Source organism: Actinomadura luzonensis (assembly GCF_022664455.2).
In the GTDB taxonomy this organism is placed as follows: domain Bacteria; phylum Actinomycetota; class Actinomycetes; order Streptosporangiales; family Streptosporangiaceae; genus Nonomuraea; species Nonomuraea luzonensis.
Window position 1 is genome coordinate 2,281,482 of sequence record NZ_JAKRKC020000002.1, and the last position, 16,018, is coordinate 2,297,499.

Below are 16,018 nucleotides of genomic sequence, written 5' to 3' on the forward strand. Positions count from 1 at the left end.
CTGCTCCCCTCCCGACCCCCGTACCGTCGAGGGAAGACCCGCCCCGGCCGCCTGTCAACCCCGTGATCCGCATGCTCGCCCCCATCGCGGGCATGGACCTGTCAGAGCGGTACGCATGCGGGAGGCATCGACGATGCGGAACGGCCGGACCGGCACGACGATCGCGGGCGGCCTCGCCGCGGCGCTGCTCCTGACCGCCGGATGCACCTCCGGCGGCGGCAGCGGCGTCACGGGGCCGGGCGCGCCGGGCGGATCGGGCACGCCGGCGCAGCAGGCGCCGGCGGCCAGGCTGTCGATCACCCCTGCCGACGGGGCGAAGCAGGTCCCGCCGGACACGGGCGTCGGCGTCCAGGCCACCGGCGGCAAGGTCACCGGGGTGCGCGTGAGCGACGCCAAGGGCCGCGAGGTGCGCGGCACGCTGGCCGCCGACGGCACCTGGCGCCCGCGGTGGCCGTTACGCCCCTCGGCGGCGTACACCGTCGAGGCCGAGGCCACCGGCGCCGACGGCAGACCGGTCACGGCGACGGCCACGTTCACCACCCTGAAGCCCCGGCGGGCGCTGGAGAGCGGCATGTCGCCCCTGGACGGCGAGAAGGTCGGCGTGGGCATGCCGGTGCAGCTCCTGCTGTCGCGGCCGGTCACCGCCAAGGCCGACCGGGCCAGGCTGGAGAAGGCGCTGACGGTGCGGATGTCCGAGCCGGTCGAGGGCGCCTGGAGCTGGGTGAGCGACCGCGAGGTGCAGTTCCGGCCGCGCGAGTACTGGCCGGAGGGCGAGCGGGTCACGGTCACCGCGCACCTGGCCGGGCTGCGCGCCGGCGAGGGCGTCTGGGGCACGAAGGACCGGAGCCTGAGCTTCACCGTCGGACCCTCGCACATCACCAAGGTGAGCGCGAGCAGCCACAAGGCGGTCGTGCGGGAGAACGGCCAGGTCGTCAGGACCATCCCGGTCAGCCTGGGCAAGCCCGGCGACGACAGCTACTCCGGCGTCATGATCGCGCAGGAGAAGGCCGCCGAGACCGTCATGGACTCCGCGACCATCGGCAAGCCGGGCGAATACCGCATCCGTACCAAGTGGAACGTCCGCATGACCTACAGCGGCACGTTCTTCCACGCCGCCCCGTGGTCCACCGGCGCGCAGGGCAACCGCAACGTCAGCCACGGCTGCGTGAACGCCAGCCCCGAGAACGCCCGCTGGTTCTACGAGTTCACCCAGCGCGGCGACATCATCGAGGTCACCGGCACCTCCAGGAAACTGCGGTTCGGCAACGGCCCGACGCCGTGGGCCAAGTCGTGGACGGACTGGCTGGCGGGCAGCGCGCTCGGCAAGCCGGTCAACGGGTAGAGCGACGGACGGAGCGAAGGGAAACGGGACGGTGCGGATGTGCGGGGCACGGGAGGCGGACGGCCGGTTCGCCGCCGTCCTGCTGTGGACGCTGATCTGGGGACTGAACGTCTACGAGCTCCTGCTGGCCTTCTAGCCGCGCCCGCCCGGCACGACCAGCCCCGACTCGTAGGCGAGCACGACGAGCTGCGCCCGGTCGCGCACGCCCAGCTTCGTCATCGACCGGCTCACGTGCGTCTTCGCCGTGGCCCCGCTGATCACCAGGTGCGCGGCGATCTCCTCGTTCGACAGGCCGCGGCCCACCAGGGCGACGATCTCCCGCTCCCGCTCGGTCAGCCGCTCCAGCCCGGCCGGCCTCGCCGCCGGGCGCGGCGGGGTGCTGACGTACTCCTCGATGAGCCGGCGCGTCACCGACGGCGACAGCAGCGCGTCGCCGCGGGCCGCCACCCGCACCGACTGCAGCAGGTCGCCGGGCTCGATGTCCTTCAGCAGGAACCCGCTCGCCCCGGCGCGCAGCGCGGCGAAGACGTACTCGTCGAGGGCGTAGTTGGTGAGGATCACCACGCGCACGCCGTCCAGATCGGGGTCCGCGCCGATCCTGCGGGTGGCCTGGATGCCGTCCAGCAGCGGCATCCGCACGTCCAGCAGCACCACGTCGGGGCGCAGCCGCCGGGCCAGCTCCACCGCGTGCGCGCCGTCGCCCGCCTCGCCGACCACCCGGATGTCGTCGGTCAGCTCCAGCAGCGCCTTGAAACCGGCGCGGATGAGCGGCTGGTCGTCGGCCAGCAGGACCTCGATCACCGGGCCGCCCCGGCGGACGCGGGCAGGTGGGCGCGCACGCTGAAACCGCCGCCCGCGCCGGGCCCCGCCGTCAGCGAGCCGCCGGCCGCGACCGCGCGCTCCCGCATCCCGATCAACCCCATCCCCGGCGTGACCGTCCCGGTCCCGCCGCCCTCGCCGTCGTCGGCCACGTGCAACGTGATCCCGGCGCGATCGTAGCCGAGGGTCACCGTGACCGACGCGGCCCCCGCGTGGCGCAGCACGTTGGTCAGCGCCTCCTGCGCGATCCGGTACGCGGCCCGCCCCACCTCGGGCGGCACGGGGTACGGCTCGCCGGTGACCTCGTACGACACCGGCAGCCCCGCCCGGCCGGCCCTCGCCACCAGCCCCGGCAGCCCGCCCAGCCCGGCCCCCGCGCCGCTTCCCGCGCCGCTTCCCGCGCCGCTTCCCGCGCCGCTTCCCGCGCCGCTTCCCGCGCCGCTTCCCGCGCCGCTCGTCCGGTCGCCGCCGGGCGCGCCGCCCGGGGCGTCCTCCGCAAGGCCCGCCTGCCGCAGCACGCCCAGTGTGGCCCGCAGCTCCCGCATCGCCTCCCGGCCCGACTCCCTCACCGCCGCCAGCGCCTCCCTGGCCCGCGCCGGGTCCCGGTCCAGCAGCTCCGCCGCCACCGCGGCCTGCACGTTCACCACGGAGATGCTGTGCGTGAGCGAGTCGTGCAGCTCCTGCGCGATCCACAGCCGCTCCTCGCCGGCCCGGCGCAGCGCCGCCTCCTCGCGGGTGCGCTCGGCCTCCTCGGCGCGCTGCTCGACCGCCCGCAGGTACGCCCGCCGGCTCCGCGCCACCTCGCCGACCACCACCATCGCGACCAGCCAGCCGCTCAGCAGCGTCATCCCGGAGCCGGCCGCCGGGTCCCGCTCGGCCAGCGCCATCAGCCCGTACACGGGGACGGCCAGCGCCGCGCCCAGCCCGATCGCCTGCCCCCGGCGGCCGAGCGAGGCGAGGGTGTAGATCGAGGCCAGCGCCGGCCCGGCGGCGAACACCCCCGGGTACTGGGCGTAGTAGTAGCCGGCCGCCGCCGCCACCGCGACCGCCCCGGCGGCCAGCGGGGCCGCGCGCCGCCAGGCCAGCGACAGGGCCGCGACGGTGATCAGGATCAGGCCCGCCGGGTCGAGCGGCCGCTCCGCGGTGCCGCTCCACGACAGGCCGGCGTACGTGCCGCCGACGATCCCGGCCAGCGCGCCTGCCGCCACCAGGGCGTCGGTTCTCCGGCTGCTCATGCCCCTCACCGTAGGGGGTCGCGCGTCGGGCGGGCGTCGGCCCCCGGGCGTACGTCCGGGCCCCGGCGGGCGTCACCTCCCGGGAGTACGCGCGAGGTCGCGGCGGCCCCCGTACCACCGGGGGAGTACGGCGCATCACCCTCCGCCGGGCGACGTCCGGCCGGGGCCCCGACCGGCAGCATGGCGGGCCATGAGCACCTCTCCCTGGATCCGCTGGGCGCTGCGGGCGCTCGCGACCGCGCACCTGGCCGGCCTCGCCCTGGTACGCGACGACGAGGAGGACGCCCTGCCGCTGCCCCGCGGCGAACGGGAGCTGCCGCTGCTCATCTGCGACCGCTCCTTCAACGAGGACGGCTCCTTCCGCCACCCCGGGATCGGCCCCGTGGGCGGCCATCACCAGGCAGGGCACCTGGCCGGCGACCACCTGGCCGGGGTCGAGGGCGACGTCGTCCTCGTCAACGGCGCGCCCTGGCCGGTCGCCGAGGTCACCGCCACCCGCCACCGCCTGCGCCTGCGCGCCCGTGGCCCACCAGGAGGTCCCGCTCGCCCCCGGCGAGCGCCAGGACGTGCTCGTCGACTTCTCCGCCTACCCGCCCGGCACCGCGGTCACCCTGGTCAACACGCTGGGCGACGGCCCGGCCAGGAACGTCATGCGCTTCGTCGTCACCCGCCGCGCCCCCGACGACAGCGCCGTCCCGCGCGTCCTGACCCGCCCGGCCCCCCGCCCGGTGCCGGTCGCCACCCGCCGTTTCGACTTCCGCCGCACCGACGAGACCTGGACGGTCAACGGGCTGCCCTACCGGCCCGGCGTCCCGCTGGCCCGCCCCAGGCTCGGCACCGCCGAGGTGTGGCGGTTCACCAGCGACTTCCACCACCCGGTGCACCTGCACCTGGCCCACTTCCTGGTGCTGGCGCGCAACGGCCGGCCCCCGCTGCCCGGCGACGGCGGGTGGAAGGACACCGTGGACGTGCGGCCGTACGAGGTCGTGGACGTGCTGGCCCGCTTCGCCGGGCACCGCGGCCGGTACATGCTGCACTGCCACAACCTGGAGCGCGAGGACATGGCGATGATGGCCGACTTCGAGGTGGTCTAGCCGGGACAGGGCGCCAGGCCGGGGACCGGGTGCGGGGCGTGCACGTACGCCTCGGAGACGTACCCCCACCCCCTCCCCTCGTACGCCACGTCGGCCACCGTGCGGTACCAGTAGCGGCCCGCCTTGCCCGTGCGGCAGAGGAAGAGGCTCACGGTGGTCTTGAGCAGCCCGGTCGTCCTGGTCGTGGCGTCCGGGCCGAGGTGGACGGGGGCCGGGTCGTTCGGGCAGGAGTAGCCGAACCGCCAGGTGCGGCGGAGGTCCGGATCGTCCGGCCGGATGATGGCGGGCCGCACGGGTGTCTCACGGCACGCCTCAGGCGCCGGCGGCGGGGACCCGGACGGCAGGGCCGCGCGCGACGCCGGCGGCGGGGCGGCGGCATCGAAGGCCAGCACCAGCGCGACGGTCACCGCGACCGCCACCGCCGACGCCGTCCCCACCAGCACGGGCTCGCGCACCCACCGCGCCGGCCCGGCCGCCAGCAGCGAGGCGTGCGCCACCAGCACCAGCCCGACCGCGCCCCACGCCCAGGGATCGCCGGTGTTGCTGGTGGCCAGGTTGACCGCCACACCGGTCACGGCGGGCAGCAGCACACCGGCCGCGACCGCCCGGCCCCGCCCGCCGCGCGGCCGGTGGACGGCGGCGAGCACGCCGTCCCAGGCGGCCCGCCACACGCGCTGCTCGGCCCCGATCTCCTCCTCGGGCCACTCGCGCAGCAGCAGGCAGGCCCGCACGATCAGCTCGGCCGCCCGCCGGTCCGGCACCGCCCGCCGGGTCTCGCCCAGCACGCGCCGCACCTCGGCCACGGTCAGGCCCGGCGCGTTCGCGGCCAGCTCGGCGTCGCCGCGCGCGCCCGCCCACAGGCGCAGCGTGCGCAGCGCGGCGACGTACTCCTCCCACGTCGTCACGCCGTCGGGCCGGGGAGGGGAGTCGAGGGGCACCGGGGTCACCGTCCTGGAGAGGTCGTGTCGCACTGCGTACGCGCACGATTACACCAAGCGATGGCCGCGCCGGGGGCCGTTATGCCGAGGTGGCCTGCGGCGCCGCGGTGGCCGGTACGCTGCCCCGGCCGGCCGCGGTCGTCCTGCTGCGTGACGGCTCGTTCAGCCTGATCACGCTGACCCACCAGGAGTGCGTTCCCAGCGGCGTGTTCGACGTGCCCGGCCTGCGGGACCGGTACGTCGCCGAGGAGAGGACGACGACGAGCCGGGTGCTCGTGATGTGGCTGCCCTACCCGGCCCTGCTGCTCGAGCCCGTCTCCAGGCTGACCTTCGGCGACCGTGACCCGGTGGACGGCCTGGCGTCCCGGCTGCTGGACCTGGGCCTGCACCTGGTGGGCACGCCCGCCGTCGAGCCGCCGGCCGCGCCCGGCTGGAGCGTCGAGCTGGACGGCGGGGACGGCGGAGGAGCTCTGCGCCCGTCTCGCGGCCGTGGCCGCCGCCGGGCGGCTGGTGGGCGGCACGATCACGACCGTCTCACGGGAGCAGGGGGACGGCGCCCCCGCGCGGCGGCGGATCAAGGAGTAGGGGAGACTTGCCCTCAGATGGGTCACTTCATCTGATCAAAGCGAGGAGCAGGCATGCACATCGTACGCTTCGTCAGCCCCCTGACCGGCACGGACGCGGTCGGCGTCGACGACGGCGAGCAGGTGGCCGAGCTGTCCGGCGTCACCACGGTCGCCGAGCTGCTGCGGCTGCCCGCCGCCGAGCTGCGCGAGCGTCTGGAGGCCGCCGACGGCCCCCGGCACCCCTCGGCGGCGATGCGCAGGCTGGCCCCGGTCGACGGGCGGATGGAGGTGTGGGCGGCGGGCGTCACCTACCGGCGCTCGCGCGAGGCGCGGGTGCTGGAGAGCGAGCGGGCCGCCGACGTGTACGAGCTGGTGTACGACGCCGAGCGGCCCGAGCTGTTCTTCAAGTCCGTCGCATGGAAGGTGGCCGGCGACGGCGGGCGCATCGCGGTGCGCGCCGACTCCGAGATCGACGTGCCCGAGCCGGAGCTGGGCCTGGTGCTCAACGCGGCCGGCGAGATCGTCGGCTACACGGTCGTGGACGACGTCAGCTCCCGCACCATCGAGGGCGTCAACCCGCTCTACCTGCCGCAGGCCAAGATCTACCTGGGCGCGTGCGCGGTCGGCCCGGCGGTCCGGCCCGCGTGGGAGGTCGCCGACCCGTACGCGCTGGACATCACGCTCACCATCGCGCGCGGCGGCGAGACGGTGTGGGACGGCAAGTCGTCCACCTCGGAGCTGCACCGCCGCCTCGACGAGCTGGCCGGCTACCTGTTCCGCGCCGACGTCTTCCCCGACGGCGCCGTCCTCGCCACCGGCACCAGCCTGGTCCCCGACCTGCCGTTCACCCTCCAGGACGGCGACACGGTCACCATCGGCGTCGGCGAGGTCGGCACCCTGACCACCACCGTGGTCAGGGGGCTCGACGCGATGCGCCAGGAGTAGGGCGCGGGGTCCCGCCCCCGGCGTCACCAGGGGGACGGCGGCGGGGGCGGCACCACCGGCGGGCGGTCGTCGCAGGTGATGGTGTTCGGCAGCAGCCAGGGCGCGAGCCAGCCGCCGTCGTTGCCCCCGAGGTCGGTCAGCGAGAACTCCGAGCCGGTGGGCGGGAAGCCGAAGGAGCCGCAGTTGTTGACGCCGACCGCGCCGACGTTGCGCGCGTCCACGTTCTCGAACGTCGCCCAGCCCTTGGCGCGGGCGCTCACCACCGACGTGCCGGTCCCGTCCACCCGGGTGTCCTTGACGTGCACGTTCGTGATCGAGTAGAGGTCCTTCACCGACCACTCGCTGACCAGCATGATCGCGTTGTAGGTGTTGTCGAGGAAGTGGTTGCCGGTGATCCGCGCGTCGGCGGCGATGTCCCGCTCCAGCGCGTAGAACCACAGCGCGCCGAGCCCGATGTTCCAGTTCAGCTCGTACGTCCCCGACCGCACGGTGGTGTTGCCGTCGATCGTCAGCCGCCCCTCGAACGGCTCGGCCCCGAACCGGGAGCCGACCTGCAGCGCGCTGCCCTCGCGGACGGGGTCGGCCACCAGGTTGCCGGAGATCGTGTTGTCCCGGCCGCCGTACACGGCGATGCCGTTGGCCAGCACGGGCGACTGCACGGTGTTGCGCTCGAACCGGTTGCCCGCGTCGGCCACCTGGTCCGACCACATGGCGAGGCCGTCGTCGCCGGTGTTGCGGACGAAGTTGCCCGCCACCACCGAATTCGTGACGCCGGTGTGGAAGTTGACCGCGTCGGCGATCTGGTCGACGATCATGTTGCCGGTGATCCGCAGGTTCGTTATCGGGCCGTCGAACCACATGCCGGCCTTGGTGTGGCGGAGGTGCAGGCCCTCGATCGTGGAGTCGCTCATCGCGCCGCCGATGCCGTTGACCTGGTCGTCGTCGACGCGCTCGCGCACGTCGCCCTCGATGGCGAAGCCCGACAGGCGCACGTCGCGGCTGCCGCCGTCGGCGGCGTCCCTGCCGTAGAAGCCGACGCCGCGGCCCTTGACGATCGTGTACCAGTTCCCGGCGCCCGTGATGGTCACGCCGTCCACGATGACGTGCCGGTTCACCTGGTACGTGCCCGGCGGCACGTACACCTTGAGCCGGGCCCGCTTGGCGAAGGCGATGGCCCGGTCGAACGCGGCGGCCGAGTCGCGCCGCCCGGCCGGGTCGGCGCCGAACGCGAGCACGTTCGCGGCGACCGGCTCCACCTTGGGCGGGCCGACGAGCTGGGAGTCCATCAGGTCGATGACGGTCCAGGCCGCGGCGGTGCCCGCCGGGGCGGTCAGGCGCACCCGGTCGCCGGCCCGGAACGCGCGGCCGAGCAGCAGCCGCTGCTCGTCGTAGAAGTGGCTCGGCCGGAACGGCTTGGCGATGACCGGCGGCGGCGTGGTGGCGCTCGGCACGCAGGAGCACTCGGTGATCCACCAGTCGGGGTGCAGCAGGTCGGCCTGCGGGTCGTTGCTGAACGGGTACTGGTTGTACAGCCAGGCGTACTGCGAGGTCAGCGTCATGGTGCGGCGGTGGCCGCCGTTGACCGTGACCTCCAGCGGCGCGGTGATCCCGCCGCCGCCGGGCGCGTCCGGGATGCTGTAGCGCACGGTGACGGCGTTGGCCGCGGCCGGCAGTGTGAACTCGACGTGCTGTCCGGGCGTCAGCCTGACCGCCTTGCGGCCGGACGCCTCGGCGGGCAGCGTGTAGGCGGTGCGGTCCGGGCCGATGACCGTGCCGTCGGTGGCGGCGTTCTCGGCCTCCTGCTCGGCGAAGTCCACGGGCGCGCCCCGGCCGGCGACCAGCGCCGGGTCCAGGGCGGCCCGCGTCACGACGGGCCCGGCTCCGGCGGTAGTGGCTCCGGCGGTGGCGGTCGCGGCGGTGGCGGAGGCGGGCGGCACGACGCCCGCGGCCAGCAAGGCCAGTAAGGCCAGGGTGGCCGGGACGGCCGGGAGGGGCATGCGACGCATGGGGGCTCGCTTCTCTCGGGGGGGGTGACGCGACAGTAGGTCCCCCGCACCGCCCTCCACAAGGCGTTGTGCAGAACTTTCGTCTTTTCGCCGACTTCTTGCGTAGGAACGCAAGTGCTTGCGGCTTATTGCGTGGTCACCCGGCCCACTGGTCGTCCTGTGCCGCGGCGGCGGCCGCGTCCTCGCGGAGCCGGCGGGCGCGGCGGCGCAGCCGCTCGGCCGTGGCCAGGCAGGAGTCCTCCAGCTCGGCCAGCTCCCGCCGCAGCCCGGCGGCGCGCGCCGCGAACCGGCCCGCGGCCGGGCCGCTCCAGTACGTCTCGCACTCCTGCCGCCGCACCGGGACGCCGTCGAACGCGCCCGTCAGGCGCTTGGCGTACCGGGCGAACGTGGAGGCCAGCGCCTCCTTCTCGGCGGCCTGCCGGAGCAGCTGGTGCCTGGTGGTGGTCATGGTCGGCCTCCGGCGTGCAGCGCGGGTTCGAGGGCGTGCCAGAGCGGGTGCTCGCCGTCGAGCGCGCCGACGAGGCCGAGCCAGGCCCGCTCGCGCAGGCCGTCCGCGCCCGCGCCCGGCTCCAGCGCGGCGTGCAGGGCTCCGGCGAGGGCCCGCTCGTAGGCGGGGTGGGTGCCGAGGGCGTAGGCGTCCAGCAGGACGCCGGTCTCCTTCGGATGCTCGGCCAGCAGCTCCTGGAACGCCTCGGGGCGGGCGCGGCAGGCGTGCACGAGGTGGTGCAGGTTCCAGTCGGGGCCGGCGTCGGGGCGGCGGTTCAGCAGCTCGACGGCCACCACGGTGAGGAACGCGCCGGACGGGCGGCCCAGCGCGAGCAGCGTCGTCAGGACGTCGGCCGGGGCCGTCACGGGCAGTTCGCGCCACTCCTCGCCGAGCCGGGCGGTGCGCTCGGCGGCGGCGAAGGCCCGGGCCAGCAGGCCGGGGGAGGCGGCGGCGGCGCGGGCCAGCGCGGCCGGCGGCAGGCCCTCCCGCTCGCCGGCGGCCTCGGCCTCCGTCCAGCAGCGCAGCGCGAGGACGAGGCCGTCGGGGCCGAGCGCCGCGAGCAGGGCCGCCGCGTACGCCGGATCCCCGGCCACCGCGCCGTCCCCGGCCAACGCCCGCTCGACCGCCAAGGCCCGCTCGATCACCGTCGCCCGCTCGACCGCCGACGCCCGCTCGTCCGCCAGGGCGCGCAGGGCGCCCGGCCGGGCGGATCCGGGTGGGGCCGCGTCGCCGGAGCGGCTGGTTCCGGCGACGCGGCTGGCACCCGCGGCCCGGCCGGGGGCAGGCGGGGGCAGGCCCAGGGCGGCGAGGACGGCCGCGGCCGTCGTGCCGGCCGCCCGCGTGGCCTCCGCCTCCTCGGCGAACGGGAACGCGACCCTGATCAGGCCGCGCTCCCGCACCGGCACGAGCTGCTCGGCGGCGTCGATGCGCCACCTGAGCTCGCGCCGCGCGTCCTGGAGGAAGGCCGCGACGCGGGCCAGGGCGGCGGTGCCGTGGCGGCCGGACCAGTCCTCGCCCGCCTCCGCCACGGCCGCGTCCAGCAGTGGACGCACGCTGCCCAGGAGCCCTTCGCCCGCCTCCAGGCGGTGGATGAGATCGTGTGCTCCGCTGGGGTCGATCCCCACGAACTCCCCCATGGTCAAACCCTCCCAGAGGGTGTGTTTATAGGGCGGGAGTCAAGCACACCTGGCGGCGTGTCGCAGGGCTTTGGGCGTGCCATGCGCAACGGGAATCATCCGGCGGCGCTCTCCTTCTCGAAGGAGCTGAGGGTGGGGTCGTAGTCCGAGGCGCCGATGTCGTACATCGGGGTCATCCAGTGGTAGAAGTTGTCGCCGCGCCCGCGCAGCAGGTCGTACAGCCTGCGCATCAGGCGGCGGCGGACCGGGGCCAGCTCGGGGTGGGTGTAGCGGTTGCTCAGCTCGTGCGGGTCGGCCCGCAGGTCGTACAGCTCGTTGACGGACTCCGGGTTGACGACGAGCTTGTAGCGGTCGTCGCGGATCATCCGCTGCGGGTAGGGGAAGTGGTGGCCGTGGAACTCGGCCAGCAGCTCGCCCGGCCACTCCGGACGCTCGCCGCGCACCAGCGGCACCAGGCTGCGGCTGTCCACGGCCGGCTCCGGGTCGCAGCCGGCCAGCTCCAGGATCGTCGCCGTGCAGTCGGTGAGCGTCACGAACTCGTCCCTGACCTGCGGCGGCGCGCCCGGGATGCGGACCAGGCCCGGGATGCGGTAGATGTCCTCGTACATGGCCGGGCCCTTGTCGTGCAGCCGGTGGGCGCCGGTGAACTCGCCGTGGTCGGCGGTGAAGAACACCGCCGTACGGTCGCCCAGCCCCAGCTCGTCGAGCCGGTCGAGGACGCGCCCGACCTGCTGGTCGATCAGCGTCACGTACCCCCAGTAGACCGCGATCAGCTTGCGGGTGACCTCGATCGGGATCGTGTCGAACGTCCAGTGGTCGCTGTAGTTGCGCTGCACCGGCGGCTTGCCCTCGAACGTCTCCGCGATCGACGGCGGCAGCTCCACCAGCGCCGGGTCGTACATGTCGAAGTACTCGTCCGGCAGCAGGTACGGCAGGTGCGGCCCGAAGAAGTGCGTGGCCAGGTAGAACGGGCGGCCGTCGGCGGCGTACCGGTCCAGGTGCTCGATCGCCCGCGTCGCCAGGTAGTGCTCGAAGGTGGCCTCGACCGGCTGGTGCAGCCGCGCGGCCAGCAGGTTGCCCGGGTTGCCGTTCGGCGTCGTCCCCCTGATCAGGTCCGAGATCCGGTACGGCGGCAGCCCCCGCTCCTCCAGGTAGGCCAGGTAGTCGGGGTGGTCCACCGGATTGTGCCAGCCGGGCAGGTCGGGCCCGTCGAAGCCGTAGGAGGCGGCGTTCCTGTGCGTGCCGCCGTGCCACTTGCCGATCAGCCCGAGCTGGTAGCCCTGCTCCTTCAGCGCGCCGGGGAAGGTGAAGGCGTCCTCGCGCAGGTCCTCCAGGTAGCCCACGTTGCGCTCGTAGTTGGCCAGCAGCCGGTGCCGGAACGGGGCCTGCCCGGTGAGCAGGCTGGCCCGCGCCGGCGTGCAGATAGCCGTCGGCGTGTAGAACCGGTCGAACCGCGTGCCGGTCGCCGCCAGCCGGTCGAGGTTGGGCGTGGCCACGTGCGGGTTGCCGTAGCAGCCCAGGGTGTCCACGCGGTGCTGGTCGGTCATGAGGAACAGCAGGTTCACTTGCTGGAAGCCTTCTCGTAGAGGTCGCCGGTGTAGTACGTCGCCGGGTCGGGCCGCGACTTGAGCTGGCCGGTGCCGACGAAGAAGTCGCCGAGGCTGTTCAGCCACTTGGCGACCGTGCCGTCCTTGGTCTTGGCGACCAGGTCGGCGGTCGTCATGGTCCGCACGTTCGCCGCGTCGGCCTTGACCTTGGCCGGGTCGAGCTTGAGCAGCCCCGCCGCCTCGGTGATCGACTCCTCGGGGTGCGCGGCCCGCCAGTCGTTGGCCTCCTGCAACACCTTGATCACCTTGGTGGTCAGCTCCTGGTCCACCTTGGTGCCGCCGACGAACGCCGTCGGGAACGAGTTGTCGGGGAACTCCTTGGTGCTGGCCAGCTCCGTCAGGCCGGGCACCTTCTGCTTGATCGTGTCGATCAGCGGGTACCAGATGCCGGCGCCGTCGATCTGGCCGGCGGAGAACGCCGAGACGACCGTCGCCGGGTCCATCGGCACCTTCTGGATGTCCGCGGCCGTCATGCCGGCCTTCTTCAGCGCCAGGTTGAGCACCATGTCGCCGGAGGTGCCCTCGGGCACGCCGACCTTCTTGCCCTTCAGGTCCGCCATGCTCGCCACGCCGGGCCGGCCGATGACGCGGTCGGCGTAGGCGAGCGTGTTGATCGCGACGACCTTGGCCTTGCCGGAGGCGGGCAGCCACATGGCGCCGGGGCCGATGTAGCCGAAGTCCAGGTCGCCGGCGCCGAGCGCCTGGATCTGGAGCGGTCCATTGGTGAAGACCTTGATCTCGGGCGTGAGGCCCTGCTTCTCCCACAGCCCCTGCTTCTGGGCGATGGCGAGCAGGCTCGCGCCGTTGTAGTCGCTGATGTAGCCGAAGCGGACGGTGGTGCCGTCGTCGGAGCAGGCGGTGACGGACAGTGCCAGGAGGCTCACGGCCGTGGCGGCCGTCAGGGCGCGGCGAACAGAACGCATGGCGGGTGGATCCTTTCCGGGGGGTGGTTACGCGGCCTTGGGCTGGTGGTAGACGCCGTGCCAGACCTCGTTGCGGATGCGCGCGAACTCCGGGGACAGGCGCATCTCCTCGGTCCTCGGGTACGGCAGGTCCACGTCGACGACCTGCTGGACGCGGCCGGGCCGGGCGGCCATGACGACCACCCGCCTGGCCAGGTAGACGGCCTCGTCCACGTCGTGCGTGATGAACATGACCGTGCGCTGCTCCCGGCTCCACGTGGCGAGGAGCTGGTCCTGGAGCTGCACCCGGGTCAGCGCGTCCAGCGCGCCGAACGGCTCGTCCATGAGCAGCACCTGCGGGTTCACCGCGTACGCGCGGGCGATCGCGCAGCGCTGCTTCATGCCGCCGGACAACGTCTTCGGCAGCGCGTCGGCGAAGTCGGACAGGCCGACCAGCTCGATCGCGTGCCCGGCGCGGCGTCGCCGCTCGTCCGGCGGCAGGTCCATCAGCTTGAGCCCGAACTCGACGTTCTTGCGTACGCTCAGCCAAGGGAACAGCGCGTACTGCTGGAAGATCACGCCGCGGTCGGGGCCGGGGCCGGTGACGGGCGCGCCGTCCACCAGCACCTCGCCCGAGGTCGGCTCGGTCAGCCCGGCGGCCATGCTCATCAGCGTGCTCTTGCCGCACCCCGACGGGCCGACGACCGTGACGAACTCGCGGTCGGCGATGTCCAGGGAGACGTGGTCGAGGGCGGTGAAGACGCCGTCCTTCATCGGGTAGGTCTTGACGATGTCGGTGAAGGAGATCTTGGCTTTCATCGGCGCTCCTGCCAGTCGGTGAGGCGGCGCTCGGCGAGCAGCAGCAGGCGGTCCATCAGCAGGCCGAGCACGCCGATGGCGATCAGGCCCACGAAGATCGTGGACAGGTCGTAGTAGAGCTGGGCCTGCTGCATCCGGAAGCCCAGGCCCTCCTGGGCGGCGATCAGCTCGGCGGCGACCAGCGTGCCCCAGGCCGAGCCGAGCCCGACCCGCATCCCGACCAGGATGAACGGCGTGGACGCCGGGACCACGACCTTCAGGAAGATCGTCCGGTCGGACGCGCCGAGCACGCGGGCGGCGTTGATCAGCGTCCTGTCCACGTCCACCACGCCCTGGAACGTGGACACGACGCTGGACAGGAACGACGCCAGGAAGATCACGAAGACCTTCGGCACCTCGCCGATGCCCATGAGCACGATGGCCAGCGGGATGATCGCGAGCGGCGGGATCGTGCGGAAGAACTGCACGTACGGCTCCAGCAGGCCCCGGGCGGTGGCGTACCAGCCCATGAGGAAGCCGACCGGGATCGCCAGCAGCGTCCCCAGCAGGAAGCCGAGCAGCACCCGGCGGAGGCTGGCCAGGGCGTCGCCGAGCAGGGTGCCGTCCGCGATCAGCTCGCCGGCCTTGGCCGCCACCTCCAGCGGCGTCGGCAGGCCCTGGACGCCGACCGTGGCCAGCAGCGTCCAGACGAGCAGGCCGGCGAGGACCGCGACCAGGTTGAGCACGATGGCGCGCCGCGGGCGCCGGCCGCCGCGGCGCGCGGCCGGCGCCGGCTGCGACGACTTGCCCAGCGCGGTGAGCTGGGTCATGAGCCCTCCTTCGAGAGGTTCTTGCGCGGGAAGCCGGGCCCGGCGCCGGGCAGCGCCAGGTCCGGGCCCGCCGGGTAGCGGGAGAGCAGCGGCGACTCGTGCAGCACCAGGGCGATGCCGCCGAGCGCGCCCGCGGCCTCGCCGAGGGTGGCCCGGCGCAGGCTGACGCGGTGCCGCGAGATCGGCATGACCCGGGCGTCGAGGGTGCGCTCGATCGGCTCCAGCAGCGCGGGACCGGCCTCGGCCAGCTCGCCGCCGACCACGATCACGCTCGGCCCTATGGCGTTGCACAGGGCCGCGAGCACGCCGCCGATGTCCGCGCCCACCTCCGCCAGCAGGCCGAGCGCGCCCGGCTCGCCCTGCTCGGCGGCCCTGACCAGGCCGGGCACGTCCGCGGCCCGGCCGCCCCTGGCGCGGTAGGCGTCCAGCACGGCCCGGACCGAGGCGACGGTCTCCAGGCAGCCGGTGCCGCCGCACGAGCAGGGGCGGCCGCGCGGGTCCACCACGATGTGGCCGAACTCGCCGGACAGCCCGTACGCGCCGCGGTGCAGCGAGCCGGCGATCACCAGGCCGCCGCCGACGCCGTGGGACAGGCGCAGGTACAGCACGTCCCGGCCGCCGGTCGCGGCGCCCCAGATCGCCTCGCCGAGCGCGGCCAGGCGGGTGTTGTTGTCGAGCAGCACGGGGACGCCGAACCGCTCGCGCAGCAGCACCTGGGCGGGATGCGGAAGCGGCTCGTCGGGATCGGTGCCCGGACCAGCGTGTCCCGGGCCGTCGGGAGGGCCGTCGGCCGGGCTGTCGGCCGGGCCGTCGGCCGGGCCGCCGACCGGGCCGACGACGCCGGCGCCGATCGCGCTGAGCGCGCCGAGCCGCAGGTCGCCGCCGCCGAGCCGGCCGACCAGCCGCTCGGCCAGGTCCACCCGCTGCTCCCAGGGCAGGTCGGCGTCGTGCGGCTCGCTGGCCGCGCCGACGATCTCGTGCGCCAGGTTGACCGCCGCGACGTGCAGCGCCCGGCGGGCGAAGTCGATGCCGATCGCCTGGCCGGCGCCCGGGTTGAGGGCCAGCGTCTCGGCGGGCCTGCCCCGGCCGCGCGGCGCGTCGTCCTGCTGCCCGGCGGGCACGACGGCGCCGGTGGCGACGAGCTCGGCGAGGATGTCGTACAGGGTGGTGCGCGACAACCGGCAGAGCTTGCCCAGCTCGCCCCGGCTCAGCGGGCCGTGCTTGCGCAGCAGGCCGAGCACGAGCTCTTCGTGCCCGCGCCTGAGCTGCGACAAGGGGCCACGGGGTTGTGACATATCGCAGAGTGTGCCGAC

General features: G+C 74.4%; 15 protein-coding genes. 4 read left to right on the top strand and 11 right to left on the bottom strand.

Translation table 11 applies throughout. The features are described from left to right. The first annotated feature begins 115 nt into the window (after positions 1–115). Positions 116–1,342 (top strand): L,D-transpeptidase, encoded by a 1,227-nt coding sequence (locus MF672_RS40970; RefSeq protein WP_242383929.1) that lies wholly within the window; start codon positions 116–118, stop codon positions 1,340–1,342. 132 nt (positions 1,343–1,474) lie between these two features. Here the strand turns inward: MF672_RS40970 and MF672_RS40975 are convergent, their stop codons facing one another. Further along, complete coding sequence (locus tag MF672_RS40975) at positions 1,475–2,143, bottom strand: response regulator (protein WP_247815676.1); 669 nt, start codon at positions 2,141–2,143, stop codon at positions 1,475–1,477. After that, positions 2,140–3,396 carry a sensor histidine kinase gene (locus MF672_RS40980; RefSeq protein ID WP_247815677.1) on the bottom strand — a complete coding sequence of 419 codons (1,257 nt, stop codon included), beginning with the start codon at positions 3,394–3,396 and terminating at the stop codon, positions 2,140–2,142. Before MF672_RS40980 ends, MF672_RS40975 begins: the two co-directional genes overlap by 4 nt. 521 nt (positions 3,397–3,917) lie before the next feature. On the opposite strand from MF672_RS40980, the gene MF672_RS40985 reads away from it, so the two are divergent. After that, positions 3,918–4,490: a multicopper oxidase family protein gene (locus MF672_RS40985; RefSeq protein ID WP_242383742.1), complete on the top strand. Its 573-nt coding sequence runs from the start codon at positions 3,918–3,920 to the stop codon at positions 4,488–4,490. On the opposite strand, the gene MF672_RS40990 is transcribed toward MF672_RS40985, so the two are convergent. After that, positions 4,487–5,461, bottom strand: coding sequence for a hypothetical protein (locus MF672_RS40990; RefSeq protein ID WP_247815678.1), 975 nt, complete (start codon positions 5,459–5,461; stop codon positions 4,487–4,489). The two genes, MF672_RS40985 and MF672_RS40990, sit on opposite strands and share 4 nt — an antisense overlap. A gap of 56 nt (positions 5,462–5,517) precedes the next feature. Between MF672_RS40990 and MF672_RS40995 the strand changes: the two genes are divergently transcribed. Together MF672_RS40995 and MF672_RS41000 are read left to right on the top strand one after the other, a co-directional pair. Then, the gene (locus tag MF672_RS40995; protein WP_247815679.1) at positions 5,518–6,048 is read left to right on the top strand and encodes a hypothetical protein; all 531 of its coding nucleotides are present in this window, start codon (positions 5,518–5,520) and stop codon (positions 6,046–6,048) included. A gap of 18 nt (positions 6,049–6,066) precedes the next feature. Continuing rightward, positions 6,067–6,939 carry a fumarylacetoacetate hydrolase family protein gene (locus MF672_RS41000; RefSeq protein WP_247815680.1) on the top strand — a complete coding sequence of 291 codons (873 nt, stop codon included), beginning with the start codon at positions 6,067–6,069 and terminating at the stop codon, positions 6,937–6,939. A 23-nt stretch (positions 6,940–6,962) separates the two neighbouring features. Here MF672_RS41000 and MF672_RS41005 read toward each other — a convergent pair whose 3' ends face one another. The 8 genes from MF672_RS41005 to MF672_RS41040 form a co-directional block, all read right to left on the bottom strand. Continuing rightward, entirely contained in the window at positions 6,963–8,945 is a 1,983-nt protein-coding gene (locus MF672_RS41005) for a glycosyl hydrolase family 28-related protein (protein ID WP_242383746.1), read from the bottom strand. Between the two features lie 136 nt (positions 8,946–9,081). Then, positions 9,082–9,393 (bottom strand): hypothetical protein, encoded by a 312-nt coding sequence (locus MF672_RS41010; protein ID WP_242383747.1) that lies wholly within the window; start codon positions 9,391–9,393, stop codon positions 9,082–9,084. Continuing rightward, complete coding sequence (locus MF672_RS41015) at positions 9,390–10,568, bottom strand: hypothetical protein (RefSeq protein WP_247815681.1); 1,179 nt, start codon at positions 10,566–10,568, stop codon at positions 9,390–9,392. The genes MF672_RS41010 and MF672_RS41015 overlap by 4 nt, the downstream gene beginning before the upstream one ends. Positions 10,569–10,663: 95 nt before the next feature. Next, positions 10,664–12,133, bottom strand: coding sequence for a sulfatase family protein (locus tag MF672_RS41020; RefSeq protein ID WP_242381872.1), 1,470 nt, complete (start codon positions 12,131–12,133; stop codon positions 10,664–10,666). Continuing rightward, the gene (locus MF672_RS41025; protein WP_242381873.1) at positions 12,130–13,098 is read right to left on the bottom strand and encodes an aliphatic sulfonate ABC transporter substrate-binding protein; all 969 of its coding nucleotides are present in this window, start codon (positions 13,096–13,098) and stop codon (positions 12,130–12,132) included. The genes MF672_RS41020 and MF672_RS41025 overlap by 4 nt, the downstream gene beginning before the upstream one ends. 27 nt (positions 13,099–13,125) lie before the next feature. Further along, positions 13,126–13,896: an ABC transporter ATP-binding protein gene (locus MF672_RS41030; protein ID WP_242381874.1), complete on the bottom strand. Its 771-nt coding sequence runs from the start codon at positions 13,894–13,896 to the stop codon at positions 13,126–13,128. Next, positions 13,893–14,705 (bottom strand): ABC transporter permease, encoded by an 813-nt coding sequence (locus MF672_RS41035; RefSeq protein WP_242381875.1) that lies wholly within the window; start codon positions 14,703–14,705, stop codon positions 13,893–13,895. The genes MF672_RS41030 and MF672_RS41035 overlap by 4 nt, the downstream gene beginning before the upstream one ends. Next, the gene (locus MF672_RS41040; RefSeq protein ID WP_242381876.1) at positions 14,702–16,000 is read right to left on the bottom strand and encodes an ROK family transcriptional regulator; all 1,299 of its coding nucleotides are present in this window, start codon (positions 15,998–16,000) and stop codon (positions 14,702–14,704) included. The genes MF672_RS41035 and MF672_RS41040 overlap by 4 nt, the downstream gene beginning before the upstream one ends. Positions 16,001–16,018: the final 18 nt, after the last annotated feature.